Origin of the sequence: Janthinobacterium sp. (assembly GCF_031995485.1) — a bacterium.
Lineage (GTDB): Bacteria > Pseudomonadota > Gammaproteobacteria > Burkholderiales > Burkholderiaceae_D > Janthinobacterium.
The window spans coordinates 13,125-26,298 of record NZ_DAMAGB010000009.1 but is presented as its reverse complement, the minus strand read 5'-3'; the positions used below and the strand labels follow the sequence as shown (position 1 = coordinate 26,298).

Here is a 13,174-nt window from a genome sequence, read left to right as displayed (position 1 = left end):
CGCAACACTGGCATGGTCAACCACAGCTTTTACTCGATCATGAACGCTACCAGTCCTGCCATTGCCACCGCCGTCCCGTCCTTGTCCCCCGCCCATCGCTGGAAGGTACTGGCCGTCGGCGTGGCCGCCAACGCCACTTTTTCTGCCTGCGCCAACGGCATGCCGACCACCGCCATCTGGCTCAGGAGCGGCTATCAGCTGAGCAATACCGAACTGGGGGTGGCGCTGGGCGCCATGGGCCTGGGCGTGGCGTTATCTGAACTGCCATGGGGCATGGCGACCGACCGCTGGGGCGACCGGCCCGTGCTGCTGACCGGCTTGCTGGGCACCCTGCTGGCGCTGCTTACCCTGATGCTGTGGATTACGCCGCAGGGCGGGGCCGTGCCGTCGCTGTTTTCATTGGCGGCAGGACTGGCGCTGGTGGGCGTATTGGGCGGCAGCGTGAACGGCGCCAGCGGCCGCGCCGTGATGCGCTGGTTCGGTCCCGGCGAGCGGGGCTTTGCCATGAGCATCCGCCAGACGGCCGTGCCGCTGGGCGGCGGACTCGGTGCGCTACTGCTGCCGACACTGGCCGCCCGTTACGGCTTCGTGCCCGTGTTTGGCGTGCTGGGCTTTTTCTGCGCCGTGGCGGCGTTTTTTACGTGGCGCTGGATGCATGAACCGGTTTTCACTGGCGAGGCCGCCAGGGGGCCGCACAACGCGTCCACGGGGGTGTCTGACAGCAAGGCGGCTTCGCCACTGCGCAATCGCCAGGTGTGGCGCATGGTGGCCGGCATCGGCGTGCTGTGCGTGCCGCAGTTTGCCATCCTCAGCTACGCCACCGTGTTCCTGCATGACCACGGACAATTGGGCCTGGCGCAGATCACCTCGGTGATGGTGGTGCTGCAGCTGGGGGCGATGGTGATGCGCATCTGGAGCGGGCGCCATACGGACCGCCACGCCAACCGTCCCGCCTACCTGCGCGGCTCGGTGCTGGTGGCGCTGGCCTCGTTCCTGCTGCTTGCGTGCGTGGCGGGATGCGCGGCACCGGGCTGGCTGCTGATGGCCGCCGTGATTGCCGCCGGCATCTGCGTCTCGGCCTGGCACGGCGTGGCCTATACGGAACTGGCCACGCTGGCCGGCGCCGCCAGCGCGGGCACGGCGCTGGGCATGGCCAACACGGCCGTGTATGCGGGATTGTTTGCCACGCCGGTGCTGCTGCCGCACTTGCTGGCGGCCAGCAGCTGGGCCTGGGTGTGGGCGGTGGCGGGGCTGGTGGCGCTGGCGGCCTGGCCGCTGTTTCCCGGGCCGTCCCGGACTTAAGGAAGCGGGGTGATGCGGTACACGCAGCGCATCGCATTGCTCAGCAGATGCTGCTCGCGCACGACGCTGGCCGTGGGGCCCACCACTTCCTGGAACAGCTGCAGCTCGGAGCGGCAAAAGCCCTGGCAGGTGCGCGCCGCAGCGCAGATCGGGCAGTGGTCTTCGATCAGCAGCCAGTCTTCGCCGTCAGCCTCGACCCTGGCCATATAGCCCTCTTCATCGCGGATCGCCGCCAGCTGCGCCAGCCGCGTCGGCAGGTCCGGCGCCGGGCAGGCCAGCGCATAGGCACTGCGGCTTTCTTCCTCGCGCTGCGCGATCAGTTTATCCAGTCCCTCCTCGCCAAACAGCTGGCGCACCGAGCCGATCAGCTTGATGGTCAGCTGCGCGTGCGTGTCGGGAAAGCGCGCGTGGCCCGCCTCCGTCAGCACCCAGTTCTGGCGCGGCCGCCCGGCCCCGCTTTGCGCCTCCATCCGTCCTTCGATCAGGCCCGCCGTCACCAGCTTTTGCACCTGCTGGCGCGCCGCTTCACCCGTCATTGCCAGCGTTTTGGCCAGCGATGCCGTGGAAACCGGACCCTTGGTCTTGATGAAATAGAGGATGCGCTCCGTCGTTTGCGGGGCGGCGCCGTCGCCATTATCCAAACGTTTACTTGTGTAATTCATTTTGCTCAACTATGATGGGGCCAGTTATACAACCGATTGCTTGCATAATAGGCCGATAGCGCGGCGCTGTCGAGAACTTCCACGCCTGCATGCCGGCAAGACACCTTGGACGGACTTACCATGCAGCTCCATCACGCCATCTGGCTGTTTCAACTGATCCTGGCCACCGGCCTGGCTTCCTGGCTGAGCATCGCCGCCATCAACAACCTGCAGGCCTTTCACGGTTCGGTCTGGGCCATCGGCAACACCATGCGCATGGACCCGCTGCGCCAGGATCCGACCATCGAGACGCCCCTGCTGCGCCGCGCGCTGACATCGCTGGCCGTGCACCGGCTGGCGCTGGTGGTGGTGCTGGTGCTACAGCTCGGTGGCGCCATTGCCGCCTGGTCCGGCGTGGCCCTGTTCGTCGTCGGCGGCGGTGCAATCGGCGACGCGCTGCCGTGGCTGAACCTGGCCCTGTGCGCGATGGCCGCCTTCCTGCTGCTGATGCATCTGGGCGGCCTGTGGTTCGGCTACTGGATCGCCCAGGAAGGCCTGCAGACCACGCACCTGGTGCTGCTGCTGTGGACGCTCGCCCTGTTCTTCCTTTTCAACGCGCGCTGGCTGTAACGCCGCCGCGTCTCCATCGAAAGACTTCATCATGAAAATCAAGCTTGCCGGCGCTGGTGCGCTGGCCATTACGCTCGCGGTGGCGGGCATCTTCACGTACCCGCGCCTCGATTCCCATGCGGCCGAAACGGCGCCCTACCCACCGGCCAAGGTGGCGCTGGTGCCGGTGCTGGCAGGTACCCCGCAGCGATTTTTCACCGGCGTGGGCGAACTCGAAGCGGCGCGCCAGGTGCAGGTGGCGGCCGAGACGGGCGGGCGCGTCACGCAGATCCGTTTTGCCTCGGGCCAGCAGGTGAAAGCGGGCGAGGTACTGGTGCAGCTCAACGACGCGCCGGAACAGGCCAGCCTGCTGCGCCTGCGCGCCCAGCTGAGAAACGCCGAGACCAGCTACCAGCGCACGCGCCAGCTGATAGTTGAAAAAGCGGCCACGCAGGAGCAGCTTGATGCCGCAGTGGCCGCGCGCGATGCGGCCCTTGGCGAAGTGCGCCAGACCGAAGCGCTGATCGCGCAAAAAACCATCCGCGCGCCGTTCTCCGGCCAGCTCGGCATCCGCCGCGTGCATGCGGGCCAATACCTGAATGCCGCCGATACGGTGGCCAGCCTGGTCGACACGAAGTCCCTGCTGGTGAACTTTGCGCTCGATGAACAGAGCAGCGCCAGGCTGGCGCCGGGGCAGGCGGTGACGGTGCTGGTCGATGCGTATCCGGACCAGCCATTCAAGGCCACCATCAACGCCATCGACCCGCTGATTTCACGCGCGCGCATGGTGCAGGTGCAGGCCACGCTGGCCAACCGCGATGGCACGCTGAAACCTGGCATGTACGCCAATGTGCGCGTGGCGCGCGAGAGCAGCCAACAGCAACTGACGGTGCCGGAAACGGCGGTGACCTACAACAGCTATGGCGACACGGTCTTCGTCGCGCAGCAGGGCAAACCGTTGACCGTCAGACGCGTGGCCGTCACGCTGGGCGAGCGGGCCGGCGGGCGCGTGGAAATCGTCAAGGGCCTGTCCGCCGGCCAGCAGGTGGTCGCCTCGGGCCAGCTGAAACTGGCCGACGGCATGGCGGTGCAGGCGGTCGCCAATACGCTGGAACAGGAGAGCGCGCGATGAACTTTACCGACCTGTTCGTGCGCCGCCCCGTGCTGGCGCTGGTAATCAGCAGCCTGCTGGTGATGCTGGGCGTGCTGGCCATCAAGCAGCTGCCGATCCGCCAGTATCCGATGCTGGAAACCTCGACCATCACCATCGCCACCACCTATCCGGGCGCCTCGGCCGACCTGATGCAGGGCTTCGTCACGCAGCCGATCGCGCAGGCCGTGTCGTCGGTGGAAGGCATCGACTATCTCACCTCGTCGTCGGTGCAGGGCAGCAGCCTGGTCACCGTGCGCATGGAACTCAATCGCGATTCGACCCAGGCGCTGACCGAGGTCATGGCCAAGGTCAACCAGGTGCGCTACAAGCTGCCCGAAGGCGCGTTCGACCCGGTGATCGAGCGCTCGGCCGGCGACTCCACGGCCGTCGCCTATGTCGGCTTTGCCAGCGACACGGTATCGGCCGCGCAGCTGACCGACTACCTGGCGCGCGTGGTGCAGCCGATGTTTGCCACCATCGACGGCGTGGCCAAGGTCGAGACCTTCGGCGGCCAGCAGCTGGCGATGCGGCTGTGGATCGATCCGGCGAAACTGGCGGCGCGCGGCCTGACGGCGTCCGACGTGGCGAGCGCCGTGCGGCGCAATAATTACCAGGCGGCGCCCGGCAAAGTGAAGGGACAATTTGTCGTCTCGAACATCAGCGTCAATACCGATCTGACCAGCGTGGCGCAGTTTCGCGAGATGGTGATTGCCAATGGCAAGGACGATGGCGCGCTGATACGCCTGAAGGACGTCGGCACGGTGGAACTGGGCGCGGCCGCCAGCGAGACCAGCGCCAGCATGGACGGCGTGCCGGCCGTGCACCTGGGGCTGTTCCCGACGCCGGGCGGCAATCCGCTGGTGATCGTCGCGGGCATCAAACAACTGCTGCCCGCGATACAGAAAACCCTGCCGCCGGGCGTCAAAGTGGAGCTGGCGTTCGAGACGGCGCGCTTTATCGAGGCCTCGATCGCTGAAGTGGCGCACACACTGTTCGAAGCCCTGCTGATCGTGGTGCTGGTGATTTATCTGTGCATGGGTTCCCTGCGCTCGGTGCTGATCCCGGTGGTGACGATTCCGCTGTCGATGCTGGGCGCAGCCGCGCTGATGCTGGCGTTCGGCTTCAGCATCAATCTGCTGACTTTACTGGCAATGGTGCTGGCCGTGGGACTGGTGGTCGATGACGCCATCGTGGTGGTGGAAAACGTGCACCGCCATATCGAGGAAGGCAAGTCGCCGGTGGCGGCAGCGCTGGTCGGCGCGCGCGAGGTGGCCGGCCCCGTGATCGCGATGACGATCACGCTGGCGGCCGTGTATGCGCCGATCGGCATGATGGGCGGCCTGACCGGTGCGCTGTTCAAGGAGTTCGCGCTGACGCTGGCCGGCGCGGTAGTGGTGTCGGGCGTGGTGGCATTGACCCTGTCGCCCGTGATGAGTTCCTTCCTGCTGCAGCCAAAAACGTCGGAAGGGCGCATGGCGCGCGCCGCCGAACATTTTTTTGGCGGCCTCACCAGCCGCTACGCACGCCTGCTGGCGTGGTCGCTGCGGCGCCGCTGGCTCAGTGGCGGCTTTGCGCTGGCAGTGATGATCAGCCTGCCGTTTCTGTACCTGCTGCCGCAGCGCGAACTGGCGCCGTCGGAAGACCAAGCCAGCGTGTTGACCGCCATCAAGGCGCCGCAGCATGCCAACCTCGATTATGTCGAGCGCTTCGCCGATAAACTCGAAGACATTTACCGCCGCACGCCGGAGACGGCATCGACCTGGATCATCAACGGCAGCGACGGCCCGGCGTCGAGCATCGGCGGCATCAACCTCACGCCCTGGGGCGAGCGCGCGCGCAATGCGGCCGTGATCCAGGCCGAACTGCAGCAGGCCGTCGGCGACGTCGAAGGCACCAGCATCTTTGCGTTCCAGATGGCGCCGTTGCCGGGCTCCAGCGGCGGCCTGCCGGTGCAGCTGGTGCTGCGCAGCGCGCAGGATTACGCCACCTTGTTTCGCACCATGGAAGACATCAAGCAGCGCGCCCGTGACAGCGGCCTGTTTGCCGTGGTCGACAGCGATCTCGATTACAACAACCCGGTGGTGAAAGTGCGCGTGGACCGTTCCAAGGCCAACAGCCTGGGCATCGCCATGCAGGATATCGGCGAGTCGCTGGCGGTGCTGGTGGGCGAGAATTACCTGAACCGCTTCAGCATGGATGGCCGCGCCTACGACGTGATCGCGCAAAGCCCGCGCGAGCAGCGCCTGACGGCGCAGGCGCTGACGCGGCAGTACGTGCGCGCCGACGACGGCACCCTGCTGCCGCTGTCGAGCGTGGTGACGGTGTCGGAGCAGATCGAACCGAATAAACTGACGCAGTTCAACCAGCAGAATGCCGCCACTTTCCAGGGCGTGCCGGCGCCGGGCGTGACGCTTGGCGATGCGGTGGCTTTTCTGGATGGCGTGGCCAGATCGCTGCCGCCGGGCTTCAGCTACGACTGGCAATCCGACGCGCGCCAGTTCGCCAGCGAAGGCAATGCGCTGCTGATGGCGTTCCTGGCGGCCGTGATCGTGATCTACCTGGTGCTGGCCGCCCAGTACGAAAGCCTGAAGGACCCGCTGATCATCCTGATCACCGTGCCGCTGTCGATCTGCGGCGCGCTGGTTCCGCTGGCGCTGGGCTGGGCCACCATCAATATCTACACGCAGATCGGCCTGGTGACCCTGATCGGCTTGATCAGCAAGCATGGCATTCTGATGGTGGAGTTTGCCAATGAATTGCAGGCGCACCAGCAGCTCGATCGCGTGTCCGCAATTGCCAAAGCGGCGCAGATCCGTCTGCGTCCGATCCTGATGACAACAGCCGCCATGGTGGTGGGACTGGTACCGCTGCTGTTCGCTTCCGGCGCGGGCGCCAACAGCCGTTTTGGCCTGGGCGTGGTGATCGTTTCGGGCATGCTGATCGGCACCTTGTTTACCCTGTTCGTGCTGCCCACCGTCTACTCGTTTTTAGCGCGCAACCACGCCGCCAGCCATGCCTCGCCACGCGCGCAGGCGCTGGCGCTGGCCACTACCCGACAAGGACAACCATGAAGCCGACTCGCCACGTTTTTTCGATGCTTGCGTTGCTGCTAGCCGGCTGCGCCGTCAGTCCCGCCTACGTCACGCCACAGACACCCGACATCGTCCTGGCCAGCCCGCAGCAGGCGCAATTTTCGCCCAAAGACGCCACCGCCATGCCTGCGCAGTGGTGGACCTTTTTCGACGATGCGCGCCTGTCGCAATTGATTGCCAGCGCGCTGGCGCACAACCTCGATATCGCGCAGGCGCAGGCCAGTCTGCTGGCCGCGCGCGCCGTGTTCGACGAACGCAGAATCGACCAGCTTCCCGCCGTCACCGGCCAGGCCGGCTGGCAGCGCAGCGTGCAGCAAACGACGCCCGGTACGCGCAGTACGACTGCCAGCACGCGCATCGGTTTCGATGCGCAATGGGAACTCGACCTGTTCGGACGGCTGGCCCATCTGAGCCGCTCGGCGCAGGCCCGTGCCGACGCCGCGCAGGCGGAGCTGCAGCAGGCGCGCCTGATCATCGCCGCCGAGGTGGCGCGCAATTATTACGAAGCGCTGGGCCATCAGCAAAACCTGCTGTTGACGCAGGCGCAGGTACAAAGCTGGCGCGATACGGTGGCATTGACCGACGCGCGCGTGGCAGCCGGCAGCGGCCTGCCGGAAGAGCGGCAGAATGCGCTGGCCAACCTCGCGCGCAGCGAGGCGGCGCTGCCGCCGCTGCAGGCGAATCTGCGCCAGGCGCAGTACCGGCTTGATGTACTGACTGGGCAAGCGCCGGGCGCGATGGCGCTGGCGACGACGCTACCCGCTGCGGCGCCGCTGGCCGGCCAGCTGCCGCTGGGCGACGTCAATCAGCTGATCAAACAGCGGCCCGACGTGGTGCGCGCCGAGCGCCTGCTGGCGGCCTCCAGCGAAGACGTGGGCGCCGCCACCGCCGAGCTGTATCCGAGGGTCAGTCTCGGCGGCTTTATCGGCTTTGTTGCGCTGCGCGGCAGCAGCGTGTTGGACGGCGGCGCCCGCGCCTTCGAGGTGGCGCCTACCATCAGCCATCCGGCCTTCCGGCTCGGCAGCGCCAGGGCCCGCGTGCGCGGCACGCAGGCGGCCGCGCAAGGCGCGCTGGCCGGCTACGAACAGGCGCTGTTGCTGGCGCAGGAAGAGGTGGAAAACGCCGTCACGCAGCTGGCGGAAAATCAAGCGCGGCTGGCGTCCTTGCTACAATCGGCACGCCACGGCAGCGCGGCACTTGCTATCGCCACCACGCGCTTCCAGGCGGGCGCCGGCAGCTACCAGGCGGTGCTGGAAAACCAGCGCGCGCTGCATGACATCCGGCGCGAGGCGCTGCAGTCGGAAACGGCGTCCTATCTCGATGCGATCGCGCTGTACAAGGCGCTGGGATGGGGCGTCTCCATGCAATGATTTATCAAGAAGGAGGAGACACGATGTTGGCACAGGCGAGCTGGTTGAACCAGCCGGAAAAATTCGAGATTCACGATGAAACACTGCGCGTTACCAGCGATGCGGGAACGGACTTCTGGCGCAAGACGCGCTATGGTTTTATCCGCGACAGCGGCCACTTGCTTGGCGTGCCGGTTGATGGCGATTTTACGGCGCAAATCCACGTCGCCGGCAGCTTCACGGCGCTGTACGACCAGGCAGGCATCATGGTGCGCATCGACGAGGAAAACTGGATCAAATGCGGCGTCGAATTTTCCGACGGCCAGCTGTGGCTGAGCACCGTGCTGACCGTGGACCATTCCGACTGGGCCGTCAGCAGCGCGCCGGCCATGCCGCAAGGCTTCTGGCTGCGCGTGACGGTCAGCGAGGGCGTGATCCGGGTGCAGTATTCGGTCGATGGCAAAGTGTGGCCGTTGCTGCGGCTGGCGCCGTTTCCGGTGGCTGCGCGCTATCTGGTCGGGCCGATGTGCTGCACGCCGGAACGCGGTGGGCTGGAAGTGGCGTTTTCGCAGTTGACGGTGGGGCCAGCCGTCGTCAAGGACCTGCATGATTTGAGCTGAAACTACGCCAACAATATTGTCGGATTACGCGCGGGTGCGCCGCGCTAATCCGACCTACGCCGACCTACTCATGCACATTCAACGAGCGATGAATATCTTTCGACTCATTGCGACCTGGCCGGTCATCCAACAGCTTGCCCGCTTCGCTCTGCGGCTGCTGGCCCGAACCCTTGACGTTGGCGTGGCTGTCGGGCTGGCCCAGGGTGTGCATGTTTTCCTGCTCGATCGCGGTCGGTCCGCTTTCGCGCGTGATCACGTCATTGGCCCAATGGCCGCTGTTGGCCGTGCCGCTGGCAATCTTGCCGCCGCCCTGGTTCGCATACGGGTCGCCGGCAGCCTTGTCGGGGTCGGTCTTGTCCATGCGGCTGTTGCGGGCCTGGTCCGATTCGGGTTTGATGGTCTCGCTCATGGCTGATCTCCTGGTAAGGGACGCTAAAAGAGGTGATCTTAGGCCGAAGAGCGCTGCAGCGTACCCGGCGCACGTCTTGCGCTGCTGTAGGAAAACACCGCGCGTGCATCGCTTCACGCCACCCAGGTTTCATGCAGATGGCGCCACAGCAGTCGTCCATCGGGCGCATTTTCATACACCACCGTCGACCAGCGTTCGGTCGTTTCCAGGCCCGGCTGCGAATGGATTTCGCGATAGCCCACCACCGCGCCAGCGCTGCCTTCCTGCAGCAGTATCAGGTCGGTAATATGCATCTGCAAGCCCGGCCGGCTGCCCGCCGCACTGCTAAAAAACGCTGCCAGGCCGGCGCTATCGAGCCGCGTTCCGGACGGCGTTATCATTGAAAAACCGGGGGGAAAACGCGCCAGCAACGCGGCACATTTTTCTGCCCCATTTGCGGTCCCGGAAAGCCAATCGCGGATCAGCACATGGGTCGAGAATATGTCGTCAAAATAGCGATTCGATGCAGTCATTTCGTCTTCTCCAGTAAATGTAGAACAGCGCGGTTATCGATGCGCAGGCACAGCGCCAGCGGCAGCACCACCAGCGCTGCCGCCAGCGCAAAACACAGGTGAAACGCCGGCATCGCACGCGCGTCTTCCGCGCTGACGCCGTGCGCGGCCAGCAGCATGTCGAGCAACGCGCTGGCCAGCACGGCGCCGAGGCAGAAACCGAGCTGCCGGTTGATATTCCAGACGGCGCTGGCCTGGCTCAAATCGCTGTCCGGCGTGCGCAAAAAGGCCGTGCTTTGCGCCGTGCTGCTGCACAAGCCACCGCCAAAACCCATCAGGGCGTAGGCTGCCGCCAGCAGCACCATCTGGCCTGCGGCATCGACCCATGCCAGCGTCAGGATGCCGGCTGCCTGCAGCAGCGCGCCGGCGAAAAACAGCGGCCGCGGCCCCGCGCGGCGGTAGCTTTTTCCCGTCAGGGCAATCGCGCCAAACGAGGCCAGCGCCCACGGCAGCATCAGTGCGCCGCTAGCCGATGCCGTCATGCCCAGCACGCCCTGCAGAAACAGAATGGCCAGCAGGCTGACACCCATGAACACGCCCGGCACCAGCAGGTACACCAGCATCGACACGCGCAACAATGGCTCGGCGAGCAGGCGCAGATTGAGCAGCGGCAGGGACTGGCGCAGCGGTTCACGCGGCGGATCGGGATGCAGCCAGCAGGCGGCCAAGAGCAGCGCCAGCGCTGCCAGCGGCACGTTCAGGTAAAAAATCCAGCGCCACGACAGGCTGTCGACGATCACGCCCCCCAAGGCCGGCGACAGCGCCGGCGCCAGCAGTCCCACCAGCATGATGACGGACGACAGGCCAGGGCGCTCGGCAGGGCGGTACAGGCGGTAGGTCATGCTTTGCCCCAGCGGAATCAGCAGTCCGCCGCCCAAGCCCTGCAGGGCCCGCCAGGCGATCAGGGCGCCGATAGAATCTGTCTGCCCGGCACCAATACTTGCAAATAAAAAAGTTAGCAAAGACGCTATAAAGACGGTTTTGCTGCCATAATAAGCAGCAAGCCAGGCGCTGCAGGGGATCACGATGGTCAGGCCGGCGATGTAGGCGGTGCTGATCCAGCCCAGCTGCGCCACCGAAGCATGCAGTGCGCGGCCGAGGTCCGGGTAGGCCACGCTGGTGATGAACATGTTGACCAGGTCGATGAAAAAGCCCAGCAGGTAAATCGCGGCGACCTGTTTGCGGTAGTCCATGGTGCTCCCGAATGGCAAAGCGCGATCTTGGGGCTTGGGCGCGATTTGCATAAGAAGCCAGCTGCGATTACACTGTCAAAAATATTTTGACATTCCTTTGAAACCCGCATGTTTCCACACTTTTATCCATGATCAGTCTTGACCGCCTCGGGATTTTTATCGCCATCGTCGATGCCGGCTCGCTGACCGGCGCGGCCGCCGTGCTGGGGCAGAGCAAGGCGGTCATCAGCTTCAACCTGAAGCAGCTGGAGGCGGAACTGGGGGTATCGCTGCTCACGCGCAGCACCCGCAGCCTGGCGCTGACGGACGTGGGGCGGCGTTTTTACGAGGACTGCCAGCGCGTGCTGGGCGAGGCCCACGGCGCGATCGAAACGGCGCGCCAGGGCCACCAGGGACTGCGCGGCACCTTGCGCATTACCACCACGGTCGAATACGGCCAGCGCACCGTGATTCCGGCGCTGATCGCGTTTGCCGGCGTGCATCCGCAACTGCAGATCCAGCATTCGTCGTCGTCCTCGCACGAAGACCTGATCTCGGGCCGCTATGATCTGGCGATCCGCATGGGGCAGCTGAACGATTCGAGCTACCGCGCGGCGCTGGTGGAACATTATGCGATCTGGCCCGTCGCCTCGCCCGCCTACCTGGCCAGCCTGCCGGCCAAGGGCATCGCCACGCTGGAGGACTTGCAACGCGCGCGCTGGCTGGCGCACGGCCGGCTGGCCACGCCGCTGCGCTGGCAGGTACAGACACCAGACGGAGAAATCGCATTTGCGGCTGAACAGGATGCCATGATCGAATCGGATTCGGCCTCGGCACTGCTCGGTTTTGCGCTGGGCGGCTGCGGCGTGGCGCTGCTGCCGCAATGGCAGGTGGAGTCGGAGGTGCGGGCAGGGCGCCTGCGCCATCTGCTGCCGCACTTGGTGTTCCCCGAACAGGGCGTGTATGCCGTGTATCCGAACACCCAGCATATTGCTGAAAAAGTGCGCGCGTTTATCGATTTCCTGCGCGACTTCGTGGGTGTCTCCATCTCTGCCACGTGAAACCATTTCCGCACGGCAAAGGAACGACCCTCGTGCGTTTTTCGTCCTAGACTAATGCCATGACTGCAATCACTGTCTTTACCAAAGGCAGCCTGCGGCTACAGCGAATGATGCACCAACCTCAATCCCTTACCGATCGGAGATCATCATGGCACAAACTTTGGCAGCAGTATTCGACAACCGCGCATCGGCTGAAAGCGCCCGGCAAAAACTGATCGCCTCGGGCTTCGGCAGCGAGCGCATCCGCCTCAACGATACCTCCAGCGACTACAGCGGCGCCCCATCGGCGACCTCCACCGTGGCCAACACGACAGGGCGCGACGACGACGGCTTTGTCGCCAGTATCAAGAATTTCTTTGCCGACCTGTTCGGCAGCCATGAAGACCGCTATGTGTACGCGGAAGCCGTGTCGCGCGGCCATGTGGTGCTGACGCTGGAAAGCGCCAGCGATGCCGAGATCGACCGCGCCAGCGATATCGTGGAAGACTTTGGCCCCTTGAACATCGAAGAGCACAGCGAGCAGTGGCGCGCCGGCGGCTGGAGCCGCGAGGACAGCACCACGGGCACCGGCTACGTCGGCAGCACGGGCAGCACCGGCAGCGCCACCAGCAACCTCGGTGGCAGCAGCGCCGCCAGCCTGCAATCGCAGTCGGGCAGCCTGTCGCAGCAGACCACGCCGCTGGGCGCGGGCGCGGAACTGGGCATCAATCCGGCCGTGCCTGTTGGTAACCTCAGCGGCGGCACCCTGGGCCAGTCGCAAGGCAATCCGCTGAGCGGCTCGCAGCAGCTTGCGCGCGATCCATCGCTCGATACCCCGGACTTTATCCAGCCGGGCGGCGCAACCAGCCTGGGCGGCACGCGCAACGTGCGCACCTACCCGCGCGTCGATACGCTGTCGAACGATATCGTCGACGACGAGCAGTACTACCGCAGCCACTGGGATTCCACGTACCTGTCGACCGGCGGGCGCTTCGAGGACTACGATCCGGCCTACCGCTATGGCCGCTCGATGGCCGGCAGCGACACCTATCGCGGCCGTGCATGGGATGACGTGGAACCTGACCTGCGCAGCAACTGGGAGCATACCTATCCGCAGTCGGCCTGGGACAACTTCAAGGATGCCGTGCGCCATGGCTGGAATCGCCTGACGTCGTAACAGGTGTTGGTTGGCGATGGTGGTGGTGTCGGGTTACGCGCTTTGCGCTAACCCGACCT

Annotated in this window: 12 protein-coding genes; 8 read left to right on the top strand and 4 right to left on the bottom strand. The window is 65.3% G+C overall.

Going from position 1 to position 13,174, the window contains the following annotated elements; translation table 11 throughout:
- The first annotated feature begins 39 nt into the window (after positions 1 to 39).
- On the top strand, positions 40 to 1,302 hold the full coding sequence (locus RTQ46_RS08535; protein ID WP_312435995.1) for an MFS transporter: 1,263 nt from the start codon (positions 40 to 42) through the stop codon (positions 1,300 to 1,302).
- Here RTQ46_RS08535 and RTQ46_RS08530 read toward each other — a convergent pair.
- Positions 1,299 to 1,964 (bottom strand): transcriptional regulator, encoded by a 666-nt coding sequence (locus RTQ46_RS08530; protein ID WP_312435874.1) that lies wholly within the window; start codon positions 1,962 to 1,964, stop codon positions 1,299 to 1,301. The two genes, RTQ46_RS08535 and RTQ46_RS08530, sit on opposite strands and share 4 nt — an antisense overlap.
- Before the next feature lie 120 nt (positions 1,965 to 2,084).
- On the opposite strand from RTQ46_RS08530, the gene RTQ46_RS08525 reads away from it, so the two are divergent.
- From RTQ46_RS08525 to RTQ46_RS08505, 5 genes are read left to right on the top strand one after another with little or no spacing between them, the layout of a single operon-like run.
- Positions 2,085 to 2,573 carry a DUF2165 family protein gene (locus RTQ46_RS08525; RefSeq protein ID WP_312435873.1) on the top strand — a complete coding sequence of 163 codons (489 nt, stop codon included), beginning with the start codon at positions 2,085 to 2,087 and terminating at the stop codon, positions 2,571 to 2,573.
- Positions 2,574 to 2,604: 31 nt separating this feature from the next.
- The gene (locus RTQ46_RS08520; protein ID WP_312435871.1) at positions 2,605 to 3,684 is read left to right on the top strand and encodes an efflux RND transporter periplasmic adaptor subunit; all 1,080 of its coding nucleotides are present in this window, start codon (positions 2,605 to 2,607) and stop codon (positions 3,682 to 3,684) included.
- Positions 3,681 to 6,776 (top strand): MexW/MexI family multidrug efflux RND transporter permease subunit, encoded by a 3,096-nt coding sequence (locus tag RTQ46_RS08515; protein WP_312435870.1) that lies wholly within the window; start codon positions 3,681 to 3,683, stop codon positions 6,774 to 6,776. The genes RTQ46_RS08520 and RTQ46_RS08515 overlap by 4 nt, the downstream gene beginning before the upstream one ends.
- Positions 6,773 to 8,167, top strand: coding sequence for a TolC family protein (locus RTQ46_RS08510; RefSeq protein WP_312435869.1), 1,395 nt, complete (start codon positions 6,773 to 6,775; stop codon positions 8,165 to 8,167). Before RTQ46_RS08515 ends, RTQ46_RS08510 begins: the two co-directional genes overlap by 4 nt.
- 23 nt (positions 8,168 to 8,190) lie before the next feature.
- A complete protein-coding gene (locus tag RTQ46_RS08505; protein WP_312435868.1) occupies positions 8,191 to 8,766 on the top strand; it encodes a DUF1349 domain-containing protein in 576 nt (191 codons plus the stop codon).
- A 64-nt stretch (positions 8,767 to 8,830) separates the two neighbouring features.
- Here RTQ46_RS08505 and RTQ46_RS08500 read toward each other — a convergent pair whose 3' ends face one another.
- The 3 genes from RTQ46_RS08500 to RTQ46_RS08490 form a co-directional block, all read right to left on the bottom strand.
- Positions 8,831 to 9,175, bottom strand: a complete 345-nt coding sequence (locus RTQ46_RS08500) for a hypothetical protein (protein ID WP_312435866.1) — start codon at positions 9,173 to 9,175, stop codon at positions 8,831 to 8,833.
- Positions 9,176 to 9,288: 113 nt separating this feature from the next.
- Positions 9,289 to 9,687 (bottom strand): DUF4440 domain-containing protein, encoded by a 399-nt coding sequence (locus RTQ46_RS08495; protein WP_312435865.1) that lies wholly within the window; start codon positions 9,685 to 9,687, stop codon positions 9,289 to 9,291.
- Positions 9,684 to 10,919: an MFS transporter gene (locus RTQ46_RS08490; protein WP_312435864.1), complete on the bottom strand. Its 1,236-nt coding sequence runs from the start codon at positions 10,917 to 10,919 to the stop codon at positions 9,684 to 9,686. Before RTQ46_RS08490 ends, RTQ46_RS08495 begins: the two co-directional genes overlap by 4 nt.
- A 128-nt stretch (positions 10,920 to 11,047) precedes the next feature.
- Here RTQ46_RS08490 and RTQ46_RS08485 point away from each other — a divergent pair, with 128 nt between their 5' ends.
- Positions 11,048 to 11,959 (top strand): LysR family transcriptional regulator, encoded by a 912-nt coding sequence (locus tag RTQ46_RS08485; RefSeq protein ID WP_312435862.1) that lies wholly within the window; start codon positions 11,048 to 11,050, stop codon positions 11,957 to 11,959.
- Positions 11,960 to 12,107: 148 nt separating this feature from the next.
- Positions 12,108 to 13,115 (top strand): hypothetical protein, encoded by a 1,008-nt coding sequence (locus RTQ46_RS08480; protein WP_312435860.1) that lies wholly within the window; start codon positions 12,108 to 12,110, stop codon positions 13,113 to 13,115.
- Positions 13,116 to 13,174 lie beyond the last annotated feature (59 nt).